The organism is Streptomyces sp. AP-93, from assembly GCF_022808175.1.
GTDB lineage: Bacteria > Actinomycetota > Actinomycetes > Streptomycetales > Streptomycetaceae > Streptomyces.
This window is the reverse complement of sequence record NZ_JALGBX010000016.1, coordinates 158,630-178,891: the sequence shown is the minus strand read 5'-3', so window position 1 is coordinate 178,891 and position 20,262 is coordinate 158,630. Positions and strand designations below refer to the sequence as shown.

Genomic DNA, 20,262 nt, shown 5'->3' with positions numbered 1-20,262 from the left:
ACCTCCCCATGGTGCACGCCCAGGGTGTGCGCAAGCACTTCGGGAAGCTCGAAGTCCTCAAGGGTATCGACCTGACCGTCGAACGCGGCCAGGTGTGCTGCCTCCTTGGCCCCTCCGGCTCAGGCAAGTCCACCTTCCTGCGCTGCATCAACCACCTGGAGAAGATCGACGGCGGCACCCTCGCGGTCGAGGGAGACCTCGTCGGATACCGCCGCCATGGCTCCAAGCTGCACGAACTGCGCGAACGGGAAGTCGCCGAACGCCGCCGGGACATCGGCATGGTCTTCCAGCGCTTCAACCTTTTCCCCCACCTGAGCGCACTCGAAAACGTCATGGAAGCACCCGTCAAGGTCGCTTCCGTCTCCCGGGCCGAAGCCCGGGAAGACGCACAGAGGCTCCTCGAACAGGTCGGACTCGGCGACCGCGCGGGCCACTACCCGGCGCAGCTCTCCGGCGGACAGCAGCAACGTGTCGCCATCGCCCGCGCCCTGGCGATGAAACCCAAGCTCATGCTCTTCGACGAGCCCACCTCCGCGCTCGACCCCGAACTCGTCGGCGACGTCCTGGACGTCATGCGCCGGCTCGCTGCCGACGGCATGACCATGGTCGTGGTCACCCACGAGATCGGCTTCGCCCGCGAGGTCGGCGACACCGCCGTCTTCATGGACGACGGAGTCGTCGTCGAGGCCGGCGACCCCCGACAAGTGCTCGTCGAGCCCCGGCAGGAACGCACCCGCGCCTTCCTGTCCAAGGTCCTGTGAGCGCCCCCTCGCAGGAGCGGCTGCGGACCGCCGCGCTGCTCCCGTACGCCGAAGCACGTCTGGGGGGCTACCTGACGGACCTGGCCGAACTGGTCGCCGTGGACTCCGGGTCGTACAGCCCCGACGGCGTGAACCGGATAGCGCAATGGACTCAGGACCGGCTGGTGCGTATCGGGTTCGACGTGGAGCGCACCGCTCCCGCTCCCGTCCACGGGCACCGCGTCGGGGACGTGCTGATCGCCCGCAAGCCGGGCAGTCTGCCCGTGGCCGATGGTGGCCGACGTGTCCTGCTCGTCGCGCACATGGACACCGTGTTCGAGGACGGCACGGCAGCCGAACGGCCCTTCAGGATTGACGGATCCCTTGCGCGAGGGCCGGGTGTCAGCGACGACAAGGGCGGTCTGCTGGCCGGTCTCACCGCCCTGGAGGTCCTCCACGAGGCCGGAGCCGACCGGTACGCCGAGCTCGTCTTCCTCGCCACCCCGGACGAGGAGATCGGCTCCCCTGCGAGCCGCCCCACCACGGAGGCGGCAGCGCGCGGTGCGGACTTCGCGCTTGCTCTGGAGTGCGCCCGAGAGAACGGCGACCTGGTCATCGCCCGCAAAGGCGTCGCCGACTTCCTGGTGACGGTCACCGGCCGCGCCGCCCACGCGGGCATCGAGCCGGAGCGCGGCGCGAACGCCGCGCTGGCCGCCGCCCACCTGGTCGTCGCCCTCCAGGCCCTGAATGGCCACTGGGACGACGTCACCGTCAACGTCGGCGTCGTACGGGCCGGGACCCGGGCAAACATCGTCTGCCCGGAGGCCGAGCTGCGCATCGAGGTGCGTTCGGCCAACGCTGCCGGTATCGGCGCGGCCACGGCTGCCATCGAGACCGCCGTCGCGCGGCCCGCCGTCCCCGGAACCACGGCCACCGTGGCGCAGCTCGACCTGTGCCCTCCCATGGAGGACACCCCCGCCTCGCGCCGTATCCTCGAAACGGCCCGGAAGATCGCCGCCAGCCTCGGCATACCGCTCGGCGGCGCGGCAACGGGCGGCGTAGGCGACGCCAACTTCATCTCGGGGCTCGGCGTGCCGACCCTGGACGGCCTCGGGCCGGTCGGCGGCGCCGACCATACCCCCGAAGAGTGGCTGGACACCTCCACCGTCCCCACCCGGGTCGCCCTGCTCGCCTCCCTCATCGCCGACCTCGGCGACAGCCGCACCGGCTGACCACAGAACCTCCCGCACCGGTTTGACCGGGCCATTGCCCGGTGCGGGAGACCAGCCCCGGCAGCCATGTCCACCACGCTATGGCTGCCGGCCACCCCTCACCCCACCCCCATCCCCAGGAGACACCAGATGCGCGTCCCGACCGGAGCCCGCCGTACCGCGCTGGCGGGTGGTACTGCTCTCGTCCTTACCTTGGCCCTCGCGCCGACCGCCGGCGCCGACACCCCCCGCTCCCCGGGTAACCGAGGCTCGCTCGTCCTCATCGGCGGGGGTCTGAAGGCAGACAACTCGCAGGTGTACGGAGAGATCATCCAGCGGGCTGGCGGCGCCACCGCTCGCATCGGTGTGATCACCGCCTCCTCGGTCCCTGCCAGCCAGGACCCCCATGCCGGCGACCCCGCCAAGTGCAGCAACTCGGAATGCAACGGAGCCTATTACGCTGGGCTGTTCGAGCAGCACGGCGCCGCAGACGCCGAGTGGATCCCGATCGACCTCGACCACATTGCGAACGCCGACTCCGACGACGTCGTCCGTCAGGTCAACTCCATGACCGGCTTCTTCTTCGGCGGCGGCGACCAGTACCGCTACGTCACCACCCTGCTCCACGGCTCTGCCCACACCGACTCCAAGGTGCTCGCGGCGATCCGCGCCAAACTGGCCCGCGGCGCGGTCGTCTCCGGCTCCAGCGCCGGTGCACAGATCGCAGCCGGAGCAGACATGGTGACCGGCGGAGACTCCTACGAAGGACTGCGCGACGGCAGCAGTCCCGGCTACTTCGACGACCCGGCACGGCTCGGATATCTGCCCGAGGGCGGCTTCGGCTTCCTGCGCTCCGGACTGATCGACACCCACACCGGAGCCTACGGACGTGAAGGACGCGCCCTGCGCCTGGCCGCGGACACCGGGCACGACCGCGTCTACGCCCTGGAAGAGAACACCGCGCTCGTCGTGGAGGACCCCGGCACGCCGCACGAACGCATACGTGTCCTGGGCCCCCGCGGCGTCGCCATCCTCGACCTGCGCCAAGCCCGAACCGGCAGAGGCGAGTCCGGCTGGTCTCTCACCGGAGCCGTCTACAGCTACCTCACCGACGGGGACCGCTACGACCCGAACCGCTGGCGGCACCTGCCCGCCGCGGGCAAGCGCCCTGTCATCCCCACCGCCGCTTCGCCCGTCCCCGCCAACACCGACGTCTTCTACTCCGCCGCCAACCCGGCCGGCGTGCCCTACTCCTTCCTTAACACCGCACGCGCACTCGCGGCCTCCGCCGCCCAGCGCACCACCAAGGCGACCAGCTTCGAAAGCGGGCCGCGATTCTCAGTGACCCTCAGCAAGCAGTCCGGATTCACCGCATGGACCAGTGACGGTTCCACGGCGCACACGGTGACCGGGCTGCGCATCGCCGTCGCACCGGAGTGACTCTGCCCTGAGGACCCCGGCGACCGAGGCCGGCCGGACACTGTGGTCCGGCCGGCCTCCCTCACCGGTGATCGACAGTAGGCTCGACCGGTCACCATACTCCGTCCCGAACTACCCGAAGGGAGACCCCGCGATGGCTTCCGGCACACTCGCCGACGCGATCCGTCTCAAGCTGGGCGACGTCAGCCCCGCCGAACGCAAGGTCGCCCGTGTGCTCCTCGCCGGATATCCCGCATCGGGCTTCGAAACCATCGCGGTCCTTGCCGAACGCGCCGCCGTCAGTGCCCCGACAGTCCTCCGCTTCGTCAACCGGCTCGGATACCGTGGGTTCCCCGACTTCCAGGCCGCGCTGCGGGGAGAACTCGACGAGCGCAACGCCTCTCCCCTCTCCCTCTACGAAGCGACCGGCTATGGCCGCGCCACGACGGGAGAGGATCGGGACAGCGAACTCCTCCAGCGAGGAAGCAACGTCTTCAGCGCGGCGGTCGCCCAGACGCTGGCCGAACTCCCCCCACACGACCTCCAGCATGCGGTGCGTCTGCTGTCCGACGGCAAACGCCGCATCACCTTGGCAGGAGGCCGTTTCACCAACCTCTTCGCCCAGTACCTCGGCCTGCACCTCATGCAACTGCGCGACGACGTCAGATTCCTCCCCGACCGGGACGTCGAACGCACGGCCGTGTTCGCGGCCCTCCACCGGCGTGACGTCTTCGTCGTGTTCGACTACCGCCGCTACGAGCAGGACAAGGTCGCCATGGCCCAGCTCGTCCAGGAACATGGCGGCAAGGTCGTCCTCTTCACCGACACCTGGCTCTCGCCGGCGGCCACGCACGCGGAGGTGGTCCTGCCCAGCCAGGTCGCCGCGCCGTCCCCCTACGACAGTCTGGTGCCCACCCTCGCCGTCATCGAGACGGTCGTCGCCGGTGTCATCACCGCCCTCGGCGAAGACGCCCACCAGCGCATGCGGCACGGTGAGGAGACCGCCCGCCGTATGGACCTGTACTGACCCTCCACCATCGATCCCCGACCACGACGTCACCACGTCACCGTGTGAGCGACCTGCGGAATCTGGCTGGGAAGTGACGTTGACGGCAAGGGCGTCCGTGCCTAGTTTCGACCCACCGATCGCCCCGACGGAGTGGATCTCCCGCTTCGGTGTAGGGCAGTGACGTGCACGGTCATCTGGCTTGGGCAAGGGAGCGGAACCTTGCTCTGTGGCTCCGACTCAGTCAGCCCATGGGTGGTGGCATGTCGACAGACAGAGATGGGAATCCTTCTTCCCCTTGGCAGGTGGCCTGCCCGACATTGATCGGCAGGGAGACAGAGCGGCACGAACTGGTCCAGCAGGCACTGCGCCCGCCGGCCGTGATCCTGGTCGAGGGCGAGGCGGGCATCGGCAAGACCCGCCTCCTGGCCGATGCCCTGAACTCTCCGGAACTCTCCGGCACGACGAAGTTGACCGCCAACTGCCAGTACCTGCGCGAGCCTCTGCCTTTCGCCCCCTTCGTAGACGCTCTGCGGAGCCTGGGACACGCTCTGCCGACGAACCTCAGCCCGGTCGCCGGAGCATTGCGCCCCCTGCTTCCAGAGCTTGCGACGTTGCTGCCGCCCGCACTGGAGCCTCTGGGTGAGCCGGGCGCGGAGCGTCACCGGCTCTTCCGGGCAGTGAGGGAGACGCTGCGCGCGATCGGTCCCGCGGTCCTGGTGCTGGAAGACCTTCACTGGGTGGACAGCGGCACCGCCGATCTGTTGCGGTTTCTCACCAGCCGGATGCCCGACGACCTGAGCCTGGTGCTCACCTACCGGGGCGAAGCCGCTCATCCCGGCAGAACGTTCGCCACCTCCGTCCGGCTGCCGCCGCACGTAGCAACGGCCGAACTGTCCCTCGCCCCCTTGAACCAGTCGGATGTCCGCAGGATGGCAGCAGAGATCCTGACCACATCGGACGTCTCCACCGACTTCGCCGCGCACCTGCACGAGCACACGATGGGGATCCCCTTCGCCGTGGAAGAGCTGCTCCGGCTGATGAGAGGCCAGCGGGGCCTGGTGCGCAGCGACCGCCGCCGGGCAAGACTGACGATCGAGGGGCTGGGTGTTCCCGCCGCCTTGCGCAACGCCCTTCTGGAGCAGCTCGTGCACGTCCCCCACGACGTCCGCCGCGTCGTCAGTGCAGCGGCCGTTCTCCGAGTACCGGCAAACGAGGCGCTGATCGGGTCGGTAGCCGGTCTGACCTCAAGACGAGCGACGAACGCACTGTCCCGAGCGGTCGCGGGAGCATTGCTGCACGAGCACGAATCCGGCCACTACGGCTTCCGGCACGCCCTCGCCCAGCACGCGGCCTATGGCGCGGTGCCATCGCTTGAACGCCGACGCCTTCACCACCGAGCCGCAACCGCCCTTGAGCAGCTGCCCGGGCCACGGCCGTACGTCCAACTCGCCGGCCACTGCCAGCAGGCCGGACGTCATCAGGCGTGGTCCCGCTACGCGGAGACTGCAGCAGATCGAGCCATTGCGGTCGGCGACGACGCCTCGGCCACCACACTGCTCCAGCAGGCGCTCTCGTCCACAGATCTCGCGGCCACCACCCGGATTCGGCTCGCGGTCAAACTGGGCCGAGCCGCCGTGACCGGTCTGGACCATGTGGAAACCGTCGTCAGCCTCCGCAGGATCCTCGCGGAGGAGAAGCTCCCTCTCGGTGTGCGCGGCGAACTGCGCTACCAACTGGGGCTGCTGCTACGCAACCAGACCGGCGCCGGGCTGGAGGGACTGAGGGAGATAGCCGCCGCCGTACCAGAACTGCGCAGACGCCCCAAACTGGCGGCGCGCGCCCTGGCCTCGCTCGCCGTGCCCACCTACCTGACGGGTGGACACATCAGCGACCACCTGGCGTGGGCCGAGCAGGCGACCGCCACGGCCGCTCGCCTCGGCGACCCCTTGCTCACGATCAACGCCCTGGGTAGCCGTGCCGTCACCCTGATGCACATCGGGGACCGGGAGGCGACCACCGCGGTACGGAGTCTCCCCTCATCACCGGCGGGCCCGGACGAGCGCCGCGACCTCGCCCGGGCGTTCAACAACCTGGCACACGCCGCGGCGAGCACGGGCCGGCTGTCCGAAGCCGACGAGTTCCTCGACCGGAGCGTGCGACTCCTCGCCGACACCGAGTCCGCCTACGTCGCAGGCCTCACCGACTCCACCCGCCTCCTCCTCGACTGGGAGCGCGGCCGCTGGCAAGGACTTGAACAGCAGGCCCTGCGGATGAGCACGATCCTCGCGGACGTCCCCGAACTCGAAGCCGAAGCGGTCCTCGTACTCGGCCTCCTCTCACTCGCCCAAGGCCGGCTCGACGAGGCGGAGCAACGACTCCGGGCAAGCGCCGAAGCCTGCCTGCCGCAGGGATCCGTACCGGCCCTGCCCGCCGCCAAGGGCTCACTGGCCAGACTCCTCCTCTCACGCGGCGACGCCCAAGGCGCCTGGGAGCAGGTGGCCCCCGTGCTGGACGCGGTACGAGAGAAGGGCATCTGGGTGTGGGCGGCCGCGGTGGCACCCTGCGCTGCAGCGGCACTGGTACGGACAGGTCGCGCGGCTCAGGCACAGGCGCTGGTGAACGAGTTCACGGCAGGCGTACAAGGGCGACAGGCGCCCGCCGCCACAGCTTCCCTGCACTCCTGTCGGGGCGTACTGGCGGAACACGACAGCGCCTACCAGCAGGCGGCGGCGCACTACCGCTCCGCCGAGGCCGTGTGCCGGGCCATGGGGGCGCCTTACCACGCGACCCGGGCACTGGAGCGCGGCGCCCGCTGCCTTCTGGCGGACGGCGGCACCGGCGACGTGCACCTCGCCGAGGCACTGTCGGCCTATCAGGCGCTCGGAGCGGGATGGGACGCGGCGCGCTGCCATAGCGGGCTGCGCAAGTACGGACTCGTCGCCCCGCATCGACGCGGACGCAAGGGGTACGGTCCCCAGCTCTCCCCGCGCGAACAGGAAGTGGCCAGGCTGGCGGCCGGCGGGCGCACCAACCGTGAAATCGCCGAAGTGTTGTTCCTTTCACCCCGAACGGTCGAGGAGCACGTGGCCCACGCCTTGCGCAAACTGGGAGTCCGCTCCCGGGAGGTGCTCAGCTCCGACCATCCCGCCCTCGCCACCGGCATTCCCGTCCCGACCCGCTGACCTCGCTCCGGCCGCGCACTGCGCCCCGCATCAGTGTGCGCTGACGTCCGCGTGTAGTGCGATGGACTTCAATTAGCCCGTATCCCCTCCGGGTTGCAGCCGCGTGCCCGCGGCGGAGATCGTTCGGCTGCGGCCGCAAGTCCGGTGCCGGCAATCCCACGCAGCCGGTACCGGCCCCACCCAGCCATCCGGCACGGAGGAGTGGTACAGCCATGCGACGAAAGACGAAACTGACCGTGGGCCTGGGCGTGAGCGCGGTGGTCCTCGCGCTCACGGCGCCCATGGCGGCGGGCGCCGACCAAGCCGCCTCCAGGTCATCGAGTACGTACATCGTGACGCTGAACAACGCTGTCGCCCACCCCGAGACGTTCGCCACCGAACACGCCCATGAGTTCGGCGGCACGGTGCACGGCGTCTACCGGCATGTCCTCAAGGGCTACTCGATCACCCTTCCCGACACCGCGGCAACCGCACTGCGGGCCCTGCCGCAGGTACTGGCGGTCGAGAAGGACGGCACATTCCGAGGACTGGAGACCAACGCCTCCGCCGACAAGGCGTACCTCCAGTCCAACGGACCGGCTGCCGCCACCCAGGAGGTGCCGACCGGCATCAGAAGGATATTCGCCGACCAGAATCCGAACCTGGACATCGACGGCCAGGACGACGTCCGCATGGACGTCGACATCGCCATCACCGACTCGGGCATCGACTTCGACCACCCCGACCTCAACGTGGTCTCCCGCGCCGACTGTACGTCCGGGACCTGCCGGGAGAACGAGGGCGACGACGGCAACGGGCACGGCACGCACGTCGCCGGTACCGCCGCGGCGCTCGACAACGGAACCGGAGTAGTTGGCGTCGCACCCGGCGCGCGCCTGCACTCCGTGAGGGTGCTTGGCAACGACAACACCGGCCAGTGGTCCTGGATCATCGCCGGCTACGACTACATCGCGGCACGCTCCGCCACCATCGAGGTCGTCAACTCCTCCATCGGCGGCAGCGGCGAACCCGCGGCCCTCGGCACGGCCGTCAAGAACCTCGTCGGCAAGGGCATACCGCTCATCGTCTCCGCCGGCAATGACGACAAGGACGCCACGACCAGCGCCCCCGCCAAGTACAGCGAGGCACTGACGGTCTCGGCACTCGCCGACTCCGACGGCAAGCCGGGAGGCAGCGGCGGGGCCCCCTCCTGCCGGGCCGACCAAGACGACACCCTCGCCGACTTCTCCAACTGGGGCTCCAAGGTCGGCATCGCCGCACCGGGCGTGTGCATCCACTCGACCTTCAAGGACGGCGGCTACAACCGGAACTACAGCGGCACCTCGATGGCGGCTCCCCACGTCACCGGCGCCGCGGCCCTGGTCGCCATGACGGGCAAGCCCACCAACAAGGACGAGGTCCTGGCCCTCTACCAGTACCTCGCGGACCACGGGAACACCGACTGGAGCGACGACTCCGGAGACGGCGTCAAGGAGAAGCTCCTCGACGTGGGCGACCCGCAGGCCTTCCCGCCCACGCAGGACGGAAACCGGCGACCCACCGCCTCGTACACCCAAAGCTGTGACGACGCGGCCCTGAGGTGCGAGTTCGACGGCGGCGCCTCCTCCGACCCGGACGGCAGCCTGACCAAGTGGGAGTGGGACTTCGGTGACGGCACGACCGCCACGGGTAGGACCGCCACCCACACCTACGCGCAGAAGGGCTCCTACACCGTCAAGCTGACGGTCACCGACGACAAGGGCGCCACGGGATCCACCACTAAGTCCGTCCGCGTCGGTCCCAACCAGGCCCCGAGCGCCGCCTACACGACCGACTGCCGCAACGTCGTCGGCTACCGCTTCTGCAAGCTGGACGGCGCCGGCTCCTCGGACCCGGACGGCTCGATCGCCTCATACGCCTGGACCTTCGGCGACGGCTCCACGGGCAGCGGAGCCCAGGTCGACCACATCTACGCCGCGGCCGGCACCTACACCGTCACCCTGAAGGTGACCGACAACGAGGGCGCAACGGACACGGAGACCAAGTCCGTCCGCGTCCCCTGATCCGCACATCCGCAATTACCCCGTACCCCCTACGGATTGCTACGGGCCCGCGCTGAAGGGACCGTCACATCAGCCCCACGGGCGGCCCGCCGTCCCCCACGGCCGGCGGGCCGCCGTCCCGTCACGAAGCACAGCACACAGCGCACAGCCCCAGTGCAGCCCGTACTTGCCCGAGATCCGGTCAACGAAAGGTCAGGTGCACCACCCATGGCAACAACCCCCCGCCGGCTCAGCATCGCCCTGCTGCCCGCCGCACTGCTCACCGCCGGCTTGCAGTTCGCCGCCAGCCCCGCCCACGGAGCCGCGGTGTCCGGCCCCGAGCCCAGGCTCGCCCCGACCGCCACCGCGATAGCCGACAGCTGGATCGTCGTCCTCAAGGATGGCGCGAAGGACTCGCCCGACTCGGTGGCGCGCGAACTGGTGAAGCGCAACGACGGCCGGCTGACCCACGTGTACTCCAGCGCAGTCAAGGGCTTCGCCACTAAGATGAGCTCCACCCAGGCGCGGGCCCTCGCCGCCGATCCGCGTGTCGCCTACGTCGAGCAGGACGCCACGGTCGTGGTCTCCGAGACCCAGTCCAACGCCACGTGGGGCATCGACCGCATCGATCAGCGCAACCTCCCGCTGAGCGGCACGTACACCTACAACACGACCGCCTCCAACGTCCGGGTGTACGTCATCGACACCGGTCTGCGCACCGCCCACACCGAGTTCGGCGGCCGGGCCTCCATCGGCACCGACACCGTGGGAGACGGCCAGAACGGCAACGACTGCAACGGCCACGGCACCCATGTGGCGGGCACCGCCGCCGGCTCCACCTACGGCGTCGCCAAGGCTGCCACGATCGTCGGCGTCCGCGTCCTGAACTGCGACGGCTCCGGGACGACGTCCGGCGTCATCGCCGGCGTGGACTGGGTCACGGCGAACGCCGTCAAGCCCGCCGTCGCCAACATGAGCCTGGGAGGCGGCGCCAACACCTCACTCGACAACGCCGTCAAGAAGTCGATCGCTTCGGGGGTCACCTACTCCCTCGCGGCCGGCAACGGCAACGCATTCGGGCAAGCGCAGAACGCCTGCAACAGCTCGCCGGCCCGAGTCGCCGAGGGCATCACCGTCGGGGCCACGGACAGCGCCGACAAGCGCGCTTCCTGGTCCAACTACGGCACCTGCCTCGACCTCTTCGCCCCCGGTGTGAGCATCACCTCGGCCTGGAAGGACAGCGACACCGCCACCAAGAGCATCAGCGGCACCTCGATGGCGGCGCCGCACACCGCCGGCGCCGCGGCCCTCTACCTCGCCGGCAACCCTGGCGCCACCCCTGCCCAGGTCCGTGACGCCCTCGTGAACGGCGCCACCACCGGCAAGGTCCAGGACCCGAAGACCGGTTCGCCCAACCGTCTCCTCCACACGCTCTTCTGACACACGGCACGGGTGGGCCCGCAGTCGGCGCGAGCCCGCCCGTGCTGAGCGGAACCGGGGGAGTTGTGGCCCGCCGTACGGAGTCTGGCCGCTCTCCCTCTCTCCCGCCCCGCCACCTCCGCCCCTCACTCTCAGGAGCAACCATGCGCTATCGCCCGCGCGACAGACGAGTCAGGCGATCCGCCGCCACCTTGGCGGCCCTGCTCGCCCTCGCGGTCGCCGCACCCCTCACCGTGACCGCGACCGCCTCAGCCCCGCCCAGGCCGTCCACCGCAACCGTGGACGAGGACATCCGGCAGTACGAGATCCACGGACCCTCCTCCATTGCCGACCGCACCGCGCTGGCGGCCACCGGAGTCTCGATCGACGAGGTGGACGACCACGCCGTCGTCATCACCGCCGACACCGTGGAGGCCGCGAAGCTGCGCAAGCTCGGTTACGAACTCGAGGAACTGGCCGGGCCGCCTGCCCGTACCGACGGACGCTCGGCCGCGCCCATGGACTTCCCCTCGGCCGACTCCAAGTACCACAACTACGCCGAGGCGATGACGGAGATCGACCAGCGCATCGCGCAGTACCCCTCGATCATGAAGAAGCAGGTGATCGGGAAGTCGCACGAGGGTCGTGACATGGTCGCAATCAAGATCAGCGACAATGTCGCCACCGACGAGAACGAGCCCGAGGTCCTCTTCACCCACCACCAGCACGCGCGCGAGCACCTCACCGTCGAAATGGCGCTCTATCTGCTGCGCGAGTTCGGCGAGGACTACGCGAGCGATTCGAGGATCGCAGGCGCGGTCAACGGACGGGAGATCTGGATCATCCCGGACCTCAACCCGGACGGCGGCGAGTACGACATCTCCACGGGCTCCTACAAAAACTGGCGCAAGAACCGCCAGCCCAACTCCGGCTCCTCGTACGTCGGCACCGACGAGAACCGCAACTGGAACTACAAGTGGGGTTGCTGCGGTGGATCCAGCGGAAGTAAGAGCTCCGACACCTATCGTGGAACCGCCCCGGAGTCGGCACCCGAGGTCAAGGTGGTCTCCGACTTCGTACGCAGCCGTGTCGTCGGCGGGAAGCAGCAGATCACAGCCGCCATCGACTTCCACACGTACAGCGAGCTGGTGCTGTGGCCCTACGGGTACACCACCGCCGACACGGCACCCGGCTTGACCCAGGACGACCGGGACGCCTTCGCGACCATCGGCCAGAAGATGGCCGCCAGCAACGGCTACAAGCCGGAGCAGTCGAGCGACCTCTACATCACCGACGGGTCGATAGACGACTACCTGTGGGGCGTACACAAGATCTTCGGGTACACCTTCGAGATGTATCCGAAGAGCTCCTCGGGCGGCGGTTTCTACCCGGCAGACGAGGTCATCGAACGCGAGACCAGCCGCAACCGTGACGCGGTGCTCCAGCTGATCGAGAACGCGGACTGCATGTACCGCTCCATCGGCAAGGAAGCGCAATACTGCACCGGTTCCTGACAGTCGATCATCTCTCCAGGCCGGCGGGGGGCCTCGGACTTGGCACCCACGGCGGCCATCGTTCGAGACAGGGATGCGCCTTGCACCACGGTCGCGCAGCGCCAAGGGGGGAGCTGCGCGACCGGTCCGTAAGCCATTCAGCAGTCCCACTTCAAGCGGCGGCCCAGTGCCGCCGCAGACCGGGAGCATTCAGCATGTGCGCCCTGCGCATCTCACTTCGTGCCGCCTTCAGCGCGACCCTCGCCGCCGGAGTTCTCGTCTCTCTCACGCTCCAGACGCCGGCAGCCGGCGCGCAACCCGCCGCGGCGACACCCGATCCGATCATCTTCGTGCACGGATGGAACTCCAACGGGTCCACCTGGGACACAATGGCAGGCCGCTTCGCCGCCGACGGCTGGCCGGCCGGCCACCTCAACCAGTGGACCTACAACACCAGCCAGTCCAACGCCACCACCGCCTCCCAGCTCGCCGCGGAGATCGACCGCGTCCTCGCCGCCACCGGCGCGACCAAGGTCGACATCGTCACCCACTCCATGGGAGGCCTCTCCTCCCGTCACTACCTCAAAAGCCTCACCGGCGACACGAACGCCGACGCCTGGATCTCCCTCGGCGGACCGAACCACGGCACCGAAACCGCCCATTTCTGCGGCGGCGCCTCCTGCACCGAGATGCGCCCAGGCTCCAGCTTCCTGAAAGCCCTCAACTCCGGCGACGAGACCCCCGGCGCATCCCGGTTCGCCACCTGGTGGTCGCCCTGCGACAGCACGATCAACCCGGACAGCAGCGTCGCCCTCGCCGGTGCCACCAACACCAAGACCGCCTGCCTCAGCCACGGTGAACTGCGCACCGACGTCACCGTCTACGGACAGGTCAAGTCATTCGTCGGCTGATTCAGCTGACACCACTGCATGACGTGGAGGTTCGCAATGCGCAACAGAATCAGCACACTCGCGGGAGCGGTCCTGGCGGGAAGCCTGCTGGGAATCACGCCCCTCACCACGGCTAAGGCAGCCACCCCCACTTGCGACTGGGTCGCCTCGTACGCCGGCGCTTGGGTGCCGATGTACAAGGCCGGCAACACCGTCACCTGCAACATGGTCCGCGGCACCAACAGCCCCGGGGTCCAGAAGCTGCAACACTCGATGAACCTGTGCTACGGCGAGAGCCTCGTGGAGGACGGCGACTTCGGCGGCAAGACCCGCGACGCTCTGATCCGCACCCAGAAGAAGGCGGGAACAGCTGCCGACGGCGAGTACGGACCGAACACCCGAAAGGCCATGCTCCACCAGGCCGTCAATGGCGGTTGCATACGCGTCCCGTAGCCCGCTCATACTGTCCGTCATGGCGGACATCGCCCGCCCGGGGTAGGCGACCCGGTTCTATCACGCGCACGTAGGCCTTCGCCGGATCACGAATGTTGACGGAGCCAGCTCTCGATCGGATGCGCCATCAACGGATCTTCGGCATCCACGCGTCGGCACCAGCACCGGTCAAACGCTGCCCCTCGTCGTCATGAATCTCACGCACCCGCACACGGTCAGCCACGAGGACAGCATGGTGGGCGCATACCGGCCGGGCCCGTACTCCGGACGGCGTGTCACGACGGGGCGAACGTTGCCTGATGGGGCACTAGCCAGGCCGCGCGATTGCCGGACGGTCGCTGTTTCCAACCGGGACCCGCTACCCGATGGGAACGGCGCACCGGGCTCCACGACGCATTCATACCCCTGGCCTGGAGCCGCATCTGCTGGCGACGCCTCAACAAGCTCGAATTGGGAGGGTTCAGAAGGGCAGCGGTTCGGGGTCTCGTGGCTCGGTGTATCCCAGGGCCCACTGCCCGGGGAGGCTCTCGCAGATCGACTCCAAGTGGGCCCGTGTCCGGCCCCGGACGTGCAGCCAGCTGTGGACGCCCAAGCCGTCCTGGCGTAGCAACTTCCCCGGGGTGGAGAACCAACGTACTGGAGAATCCTCCGGCCTCGTCCACAGTGGGTAGTCGGGCAATTCGACCCGCTGAAAGCGCTCGGGCACAGCACCCAGCAGGTCGGCTGGCAGTTCGCACGCGTTGTACAGTCGACCTCCACCGCCGAACAGCGCCTCGCTCAGTACGAGCTCGACGCAGGCTAGGGAGACCCGGTCCAAGAACGGCACCCAGCCGTGCCGAGCTTGGACGAACACCGGTGGATCGTCCTGATCAAGGTCGCGTAGGCGCACACCCCAGAAGGCGCAGCCCTGGTTCTCGCCGCGGAAGACGAGGAAGCCGCCGCATTCGTCATGAACGAACATCTCGACGGGCGGCAGCAGGGGATCCTGGTTGGCGACCAGATCGCGCCGCGCACCCAGCAGTCCGTATGCCTCACGCAGCGCGGTCGGCAGGAAGCAGCCGAGCGACGCCTCGGCTCGCGCCAGCTGCGCTGCTGGCGTGCCGTCGTTCTCGGTCAATGGCTCGGCCCAAGCAGCGGCGAAGCCGCGGATGAACGCCCACGCGCCATCCCGGTCGGAGATTCCGCCGTCCAGAGCCTCGGCCACATCAAACACGCCCGTCATGCCGCGCACCGTACCGGAAGCACACGCCGCATCAACCAGAGACGACCAGGCAGGTACGAGCAGCCCTACCGGACCAGTCCGAAGCCCTGATGGATCCCCCGGGGCATGAATCTGACGAACGCCATGACCGGTCATACTCACCAAGATCGTGTTACAGACTCTAAGCTTGCCGATCAGCCTCGGTGAGCTGGGGACGTGGTGTCGGGCCTGGTGGTTTTCGGTGCACTGGCAGGCGTGCCCGTCTTCGCTCGCAGGTTCCTGAACCAACGCCGGACCCGAGCCGGGGTGAGCCTGTTCGGTTCCGTCGGCAGCTCCCCTGGCCGCGATGGTCCTACGGCCTCGTACAGCAGGGCATCGACCTACTCCGGCCAGATGGACGCGTGCACCACCCGCAGCGCGACATCCCTCCATCGAGCCTCCGGCCCGCGGCCTCCACCACGGCCTGCGCCGGAGGCGAGCCGTCGACCCCGATCAGCACCGGACCGGACATCGCCTCTCCTCACCGCAGGCCGCCCCCGAGGGTGCCGCCGTCACTGCGTCCGTGGCCCCAGCTGGTTCCGCCCGCCGATTGCACGACACCCACGACACCCACGACCACTGCGGAAGCAAGGGGCCAGGTCGGCTCAGAGGGGGCCCGGCGTGGAGGATGAAGAAGAGGGTGACGGCGGAGTTCGCGGAGGACAGAGTGGAGGGCAGCCGTTCCTCCTGTGGCTCCCCAGGTGGCCAGGCCAGGCCCACCGGGGTGAACTCCGACGGCCACCGGTGCGTTTGGGGCGCGGGCTGGAGCAGGGCGGCGACGCGGCGCGCTCCCGCCCCGCCCGGGAAGCGCGTATGCGCACCGCCTCTCATCGGGCAGCACGGTCACCGGTGTCGGCGGCCGCCCGGATGGTGCGTCCGCGCATCCTGCGGTGGCGCCACGCGGCGGTGGTGCACGAGGCGATCACGGCGGGGAGGTCGGGGATCGCCGGCGATGTCGTCGTACGGGACGGCTTCGCGTACTTCTGGATCCGATCAGGCGTCGGGCAGCGGGTTGCCGGGCAACGGGGCGGTAGCGACCACCAGCAGCAGGGCCAGGCACAACGTGCTGCACACCGCCAACACCGCAGAGACCCCGTCAGCATTCAGGTCGCGGTGCGCGGGTGTGACCTTTGGCAAGCCGCGCTATCGGCCACGCAGTTAAGGGCAGTACCGGCGGCAGGAAGACAAAGATTCCATCGCTCCTCAGCCTTTCCTATCCTCGGGTGCCTGAGCAAGCAGCTCCCGCACCAGCTGCTCGTCCCTGGGCGACAGCGCGGTCACGAAGCTGGCCAGCACGGCCTGCCGGTCGTCCTCGCCATCGAGCACTCTGCGCATCCGTAAGGCGGCAAGACCTGCCTCGTCGGCAACTGGCGTCCACTGGAAGGATCGGCCAACCCGTTCCCGGGCGACCGCACCCTTGGCTTGCAGGCGGGTGAGAATCGTCATCACCGTCGTGTAAGCCAGGCCACCGGCGATCCGCTCCTGGACCCAGCCCGCGGTCACCTGCCCCGGAGCCTCGTTGAGTGCTGCCAGCACCTGGGCCTCCAGCTTGCCCTGGCCGCGACGGCGGGCAGGGCCGGCACCACTCGTGATCTTCTCCGTCATGCCGTCAACCTCCCGCCCTAAGGCCCCGCACACAGCGGCGGAGCGGTTAATCGTACTGACCAGGCCGCGTGAATCCGCCACACCTCCCGGAACACCCCATTTCATTTCTACAGTGCTGTAGATTCCAAGTTCAGTCCACGGCCCGGGCGCCAGCCCGGGCTGGCGAGAGCACGGAACTGGGAGCCACGACATGGGTGTGAGTCTGTCCAAGGGCGGAAACGTTTCGCTGAGCAAGGAGGCCCCGGGCCTGACCGCTGTCCTGGTCGGTCTGGGCTGGGATGTGCGTACGACCACGGGAGTCGACTACGACCTCGACGCCAGCGCGATCCTGGTCGGCGCCTCGGGAAAGGTCACCTCCGACCAGCACTTCATCTTCTACAACAACCTCACGAGCCCGGACGGCTCGGTCGAGCACACCGGCGACAACCTCACCGGCGAGGGAGAGGGTGACGACGAGGTCGTCAAGGTCAACCTCGCCACCGTGCCCGCAGACGTAGAGAAGATTGTCTTCCCCGTCTCCATCCATGACGCCGAAGCGCGCGGGCACAGCTTCGGCCAGGTTCGTGGTGCCTTCATCCGCGTGGTCAACCAGGCCGGCGGCGCCGAACTCGCCCGCTACGACCTCTCCGAGGACGCCGCGACCGAGACCGCGATGATCTTCGGCGAGCTCTACCGCAGCGGCGCCGAATGGAAGTTCCGCGCCGTCGGCCAGGGATACGCCTCCGGCCTTTCCGGGATCGTCGCCGACTTCGGCGTGGGCCTCTGACCCACCGCGGCGGGCGCCTTGCCGGGCCCGCCCCGCTGTAACCAGTCAAGCGACCCCAGCGCCTCACCCGATCCCGGGGATTCTCGTGAACACGTGAGCCCTCGCACCTGCAGGCATGGCCGACCAGCTTGCGCCGTTCCAGGCGCTGCCCCCGGAACCCGGACTGAGACATGGTCGGCCGGGTGACCGCTGCACCCTCACGAGACGCCCCCTATTTCTACATTGCTGTAGTTTCATAGCGGTTTGGCAACCACGCGGCCACATGGCGGCGCACATCGACGAGCCAGCACCTGGAGGACACCGGTGGGGATCAACCTGGACAAGGGCCAGCGGATCAACCTGGAGAAGCCCGGCGGGGGCACCCTCACCGTGGTCCGCATGGGGCTGGGCTGGCAGTCCGCAAAGCGGAAGGGCTTCCTCGCCCGGATGACCGCGCGGGAGATCGACCTGGACGCCTCGGCCGTCCTGTTCGCGGGCAAGGAGCCGGTGGACGTGGTGTTCTTCCAGCAGCTGGTCAGCAAGGACGGCTCGGTACGCCACACCGGCGACAACCGGGTCGGCGGCGCGGGGCAGGGAGGGGACGACGAATCGATCCTTGTGGACCTCCAGCGGCTGCCGGTGCACATCGACCAGATCGTCTTCACCGTCAACTCCTTCACCGGGCAGACCTTCACGGACGTGCAGAACGCCTTCTGCCGCCTCATCGACGACGCCAGCGGCCAGGAACTGGCCCGCTACACCCTCTCCGGCGGTGGCAACTACACCGCGCAGGTCATGGCCAAGGTCCACCGCTCAGGGCAAGCGTGGAGCATGTCCGCGATCGGGGAGCCCGCCAACGGTCGCACCTTCCAGGATCTCCTGCCCGCCATCGCCTCCCACGTGTAGCCACCAGCTCGGGACTACAAGGGTGGCTGATTCAGGTGGGACCACCGCAGTGCGCACGTCATCGGCTTCAAGGAAGCGGCCGCCTGGAGCGCAGCGTGGGTGGGCGTCGCCCTGATCTTCGGCGCCGTCGTCGTCCTCGTAATCGGTACAACGGCGGGGACCGGGTACACCACCGCCTGGCTGTAGCGGCGGCTGCGGATGTGCCGGGGTCGTGGTGGCATCGGTGGGGTGAAGGATCCACTCGGTTGTGATGAGTCGGCGTTCCTGGCCCGGGCTGCCGCCCGCCGCGCGGTCGCTTCCAGGGCTGTCGGTACCGCCGACCTCGACGTTCTGCTGGACATGCTCGGCTTGCGGCCCGAGGACGCCCCCGGAAGAAGGCGGCCACTGGCCAGACGGCAGGGCGCCAGGGTGAGGGGCGTGAGGAGTGCCGACGTGAAAGGCAGGCGCGTCGGGGCGGGGAGGGATTCTCCTGGCCGGCGACCGGCGGCGGGTATCCGAGCGGATCCTGTCCTTCGACGAGCTCGTTAGCGGCATGCTCACCGCCAGCATTGCCCAGCTCGGCGTCCAGCAGAACGCCGGCATGCGCCGCATCAGCGCCCGGGCCGCCCTCATGGCCGTCCCACCATGCGCCGGCATGCACTTCGACCACATGCCCGGCTCAAGTCCCCGTACGGCTACCCGGCGGTATGGGTACTCACCATCACCGTGCGCACCGTGCTCTACGTCGGATACGAAGGTTCTCGCGGTGGCCGGTCGCCGACCATCGCGGTCCACCATGTACCCGAGCGCCGCCCTGCCGGGACCGGCTGCAATTCCACGGGCTGCTCAAACTGGCCGTGCCCTCCGTTCGGAAGGACTTCGAGGGCCCGGCCGACGAGGTGGAGAAGGTGATGCCCACCATGCTGTCGTCTGGGACCGGCTCCTCAGCCCTGGTCGAGCGGTAGGGCGATGTCGAAGACCTGGGCGCTCGCAGGGAAGCTTCCGGCGTTGGTCGCCGTCCCGGACAACAAGTCGACGCTCTGGAACCGGTAGGAGTTTCCGGTCTGGACGGAGGCGAAGCCGTGGTTGGTCTTCGTCTCGGGTGAGAAGTAGATGTCGAACCCGGCGCTCGGGCCGGCGGCGGCTCCGAGGATCCCGGTCGGGGCGAGCGTGCCGGCGTTGGCCGGGGATTGCACGGACACCCGGGCCTTGCCGGTGTCAAGGTCGAACAGGGTGGTGGCCGTGGTGCTGCTCAGGTCGTTGTTGGTGTATGCGGCGCCGGTCACACCCTTGGCCGGGGTGGGCTGGGGAGTGGCCGAAGAGGCCGCCGGGTTGGTGAGGGCCGCGTCGGTGGTGGTCGTCTTCGGTGCGGCCGGGTCGCCGAGGTTGTGGCGCAGGTTCTGCCCGGTGTCGCTGACGACCCGGAGCCGGTCGGCGGCAGGGTTGAAGTCCACTCCGAACGCGTCGCCTGCGAGCTGGACCGAGAGCTGGGAGACCCTCTCGGCCTTCGCGGTCCCCTGGTCGAGGACGTAGATCCCGCCGCGGTCGCCGACCCCGTACAGCTTCTTGTCCTGGACCCGGAAGTCGATTCCCACGATCTCCCGGTCGGCGGTGAGGCCGGAGACCCGCCCCCTGTCGGTAGTCCGTGCCGGACCGTCCGTACGGAACTCCACCAGGCGCTGGTCTGATGTCAGACCGAGAACCGTCAGCGCTTTGGGCGGGGACTCCACGGCCGGTCGAGGGGTGTCCGCCCAGGCGGACGCGGGCAGGACCAGCGCGGCTGCGACCGCCGTTCCGATCGCGCATGCCGTGGCACGTATACGCATGATCGCTCCAGGTGGTTCCGGGCGCCCCTCCATGTGGGCGCGTTCACAGGGGATTCGGAGCTGCGGGCGGGAGGGGATGGGTCCAGCTGGCCTGAAATGATTCAGTGTGGCGCGAGTTCGTCTG

At 68.9% G+C, this 20,262-nt stretch carries 15 protein-coding genes and 2 pseudogenes; 13 read left to right on the top strand and 4 right to left on the bottom strand.

The window, feature by feature from the left end; genetic code table 11:
• The first annotated feature begins 8 nt into the window (after positions 1-8).
• From MTF69_RS25680 to MTF69_RS25635, 10 genes are all read left to right on the top strand, one after another.
• Positions 9-761, top strand: a complete 753-nt coding sequence (locus tag MTF69_RS25680) for an amino acid ABC transporter ATP-binding protein (RefSeq protein WP_243338220.1) — start codon at positions 9-11, stop codon at positions 759-761.
• Positions 758-1,972 carry a M20 family metallopeptidase gene (locus tag MTF69_RS25675; RefSeq protein WP_243338157.1) on the top strand — a complete coding sequence of 405 codons (1,215 nt, stop codon included), beginning with the start codon at positions 758-760 and terminating at the stop codon, positions 1,970-1,972. Before MTF69_RS25680 ends, MTF69_RS25675 begins: the two co-directional genes overlap by 4 nt.
• Positions 1,973-2,101: 129 nt before the next feature.
• Positions 2,102-3,391 (top strand): cyanophycinase, encoded by a 1,290-nt coding sequence (locus tag MTF69_RS25670; protein ID WP_243338155.1) that lies wholly within the window; start codon positions 2,102-2,104, stop codon positions 3,389-3,391.
• Between the two features lie 133 nt (positions 3,392-3,524).
• The gene (locus MTF69_RS25665; protein ID WP_243338153.1) at positions 3,525-4,397 is read left to right on the top strand and encodes a MurR/RpiR family transcriptional regulator; all 873 of its coding nucleotides are present in this window, start codon (positions 3,525-3,527) and stop codon (positions 4,395-4,397) included.
• 299 nt (positions 4,398-4,696) lie between these two features.
• Complete coding sequence (locus MTF69_RS25660; RefSeq protein WP_243338150.1) at positions 4,697-7,561, top strand: AAA family ATPase; 2,865 nt, start codon at positions 4,697-4,699, stop codon at positions 7,559-7,561.
• A 212-nt stretch (positions 7,562-7,773) separates the two neighbouring features.
• Positions 7,774-9,603, top strand: a complete 1,830-nt coding sequence (locus tag MTF69_RS25655) for a PKD domain-containing protein (RefSeq protein WP_243338147.1) — start codon at positions 7,774-7,776, stop codon at positions 9,601-9,603.
• Between the two features lie 207 nt (positions 9,604-9,810).
• Positions 9,811-11,022, top strand: a complete 1,212-nt coding sequence (locus tag MTF69_RS25650; RefSeq protein WP_243338146.1) for a S8 family peptidase — start codon at positions 9,811-9,813, stop codon at positions 11,020-11,022.
• 143 nt (positions 11,023-11,165) lie between these two features.
• Positions 11,166-12,515, top strand: coding sequence for a M14 family metallopeptidase (locus MTF69_RS25645; protein ID WP_243338144.1), 1,350 nt, complete (start codon positions 11,166-11,168; stop codon positions 12,513-12,515).
• Between the two features lie 194 nt (positions 12,516-12,709).
• Positions 12,710-13,405, top strand: coding sequence for a triacylglycerol lipase (locus MTF69_RS25640; RefSeq protein ID WP_243338141.1), 696 nt, complete (start codon positions 12,710-12,712; stop codon positions 13,403-13,405).
• A 36-nt stretch (positions 13,406-13,441) separates the two neighbouring features.
• A complete protein-coding gene (locus tag MTF69_RS25635; protein ID WP_243338140.1) occupies positions 13,442-13,837 on the top strand; it encodes a peptidoglycan-binding protein in 396 nt (131 codons plus the stop codon).
• Positions 13,838-14,297: 460 nt separating this feature from the next.
• Here the strand turns inward: MTF69_RS25635 and MTF69_RS25630 are convergent, their stop codons facing one another.
• The 3 genes and pseudogenes from MTF69_RS25630 to MTF69_RS25620 form a co-directional block, all read right to left on the bottom strand.
• Positions 14,298-15,059 carry an SMI1/KNR4 family protein gene (locus MTF69_RS25630; protein WP_243338139.1) on the bottom strand — a complete coding sequence of 254 codons (762 nt, stop codon included), beginning with the start codon at positions 15,057-15,059 and terminating at the stop codon, positions 14,298-14,300.
• Positions 15,060-15,870: 811 nt separating this feature from the next.
• Positions 15,871-16,284, bottom strand: a pseudogene (locus MTF69_RS25625) (M56 family peptidase); the annotation flags it as partial.
• Positions 16,281-16,682: a BlaI/MecI/CopY family transcriptional regulator gene (locus tag MTF69_RS25620; protein ID WP_243338138.1), complete on the bottom strand. Its 402-nt coding sequence runs from the start codon at positions 16,680-16,682 to the stop codon at positions 16,281-16,283. The gene MTF69_RS25620 and the pseudogene MTF69_RS25625, both read right to left, overlap by 4 nt.
• 190 nt (positions 16,683-16,872) lie before the next feature.
• On the opposite strand from MTF69_RS25620, the gene MTF69_RS25615 reads away from it, so the two are divergent.
• From MTF69_RS25615 to MTF69_RS25605, 3 genes and pseudogenes are all read left to right on the top strand, one after another.
• The gene (locus MTF69_RS25615) at positions 16,873-17,448 is read left to right on the top strand and encodes a TerD family protein (protein WP_243338137.1); all 576 of its coding nucleotides are present in this window, start codon (positions 16,873-16,875) and stop codon (positions 17,446-17,448) included.
• Between the two features lie 303 nt (positions 17,449-17,751).
• Complete coding sequence (locus MTF69_RS25610; protein WP_243338136.1) at positions 17,752-18,333, top strand: TerD family protein; 582 nt, start codon at positions 17,752-17,754, stop codon at positions 18,331-18,333.
• A 42-nt stretch (positions 18,334-18,375) separates the two neighbouring features.
• Positions 18,376-18,516, top strand: a pseudogene (locus MTF69_RS25605) (TerC family protein); the annotation flags it as partial.
• Positions 18,517-19,256: 740 nt separating this feature from the next.
• Here the strand turns inward: MTF69_RS25605 and MTF69_RS25600 are convergent.
• The gene (locus MTF69_RS25600) at positions 19,257-20,138 is read right to left on the bottom strand and encodes a DUF4394 domain-containing protein (protein ID WP_243338135.1); all 882 of its coding nucleotides are present in this window, start codon (positions 20,136-20,138) and stop codon (positions 19,257-19,259) included.
• Positions 20,139-20,262 lie beyond the last annotated feature (124 nt).

Bases quoted from the DNA above. Each gene is read 5' to 3' on its own strand.
- MTF69_RS25680 (WP_243338220.1), top strand. From the start codon at position 9: ATGGTGCACGCCCAGGGTGTGCGCAAGCACTTCGGGAAGCTCGAAGTC.
- MTF69_RS25670 (WP_243338155.1), top strand. From the start codon at position 2,102: ATGCGCGTCCCGACCGGAGCCCGCCGTACCGCGCTGGCGGGTGGTACT.
- MTF69_RS25665 (WP_243338153.1), top strand. From the start codon at position 3,525: ATGGCTTCCGGCACACTCGCCGACGCGATCCGTCTCAAGCTGGGCGAC.
- MTF69_RS25655 (WP_243338147.1), top strand. From the start codon at position 7,774: ATGCGACGAAAGACGAAACTGACCGTGGGCCTGGGCGTGAGCGCGGTG.
- MTF69_RS25650 (WP_243338146.1), top strand. From the start codon at position 9,811: ATGGCAACAACCCCCCGCCGGCTCAGCATCGCCCTGCTGCCCGCCGCA.
- MTF69_RS25645 (WP_243338144.1), top strand. From the start codon at position 11,166: ATGCGCTATCGCCCGCGCGACAGACGAGTCAGGCGATCCGCCGCCACC.
- MTF69_RS25640 (WP_243338141.1), top strand. From the start codon at position 12,710: ATGTGCGCCCTGCGCATCTCACTTCGTGCCGCCTTCAGCGCGACCCTC.
- MTF69_RS25635 (WP_243338140.1), top strand. From the start codon at position 13,442: ATGCGCAACAGAATCAGCACACTCGCGGGAGCGGTCCTGGCGGGAAGC.
- MTF69_RS25630 (WP_243338139.1), bottom strand. From the start codon at position 15,059: ATGACGGGCGTGTTTGATGTGGCCGAGGCTCTGGACGGCGGAATCTCC.
- MTF69_RS25620 (WP_243338138.1), bottom strand. From the start codon at position 16,682: ATGACGGAGAAGATCACGAGTGGTGCCGGCCCTGCCCGCCGTCGCGGC.
- MTF69_RS25615 (WP_243338137.1), top strand. From the start codon at position 16,873: ATGGGTGTGAGTCTGTCCAAGGGCGGAAACGTTTCGCTGAGCAAGGAG.
- MTF69_RS25600 (WP_243338135.1), bottom strand. From the start codon at position 20,138: ATGCGTATACGTGCCACGGCATGCGCGATCGGAACGGCGGTCGCAGCC.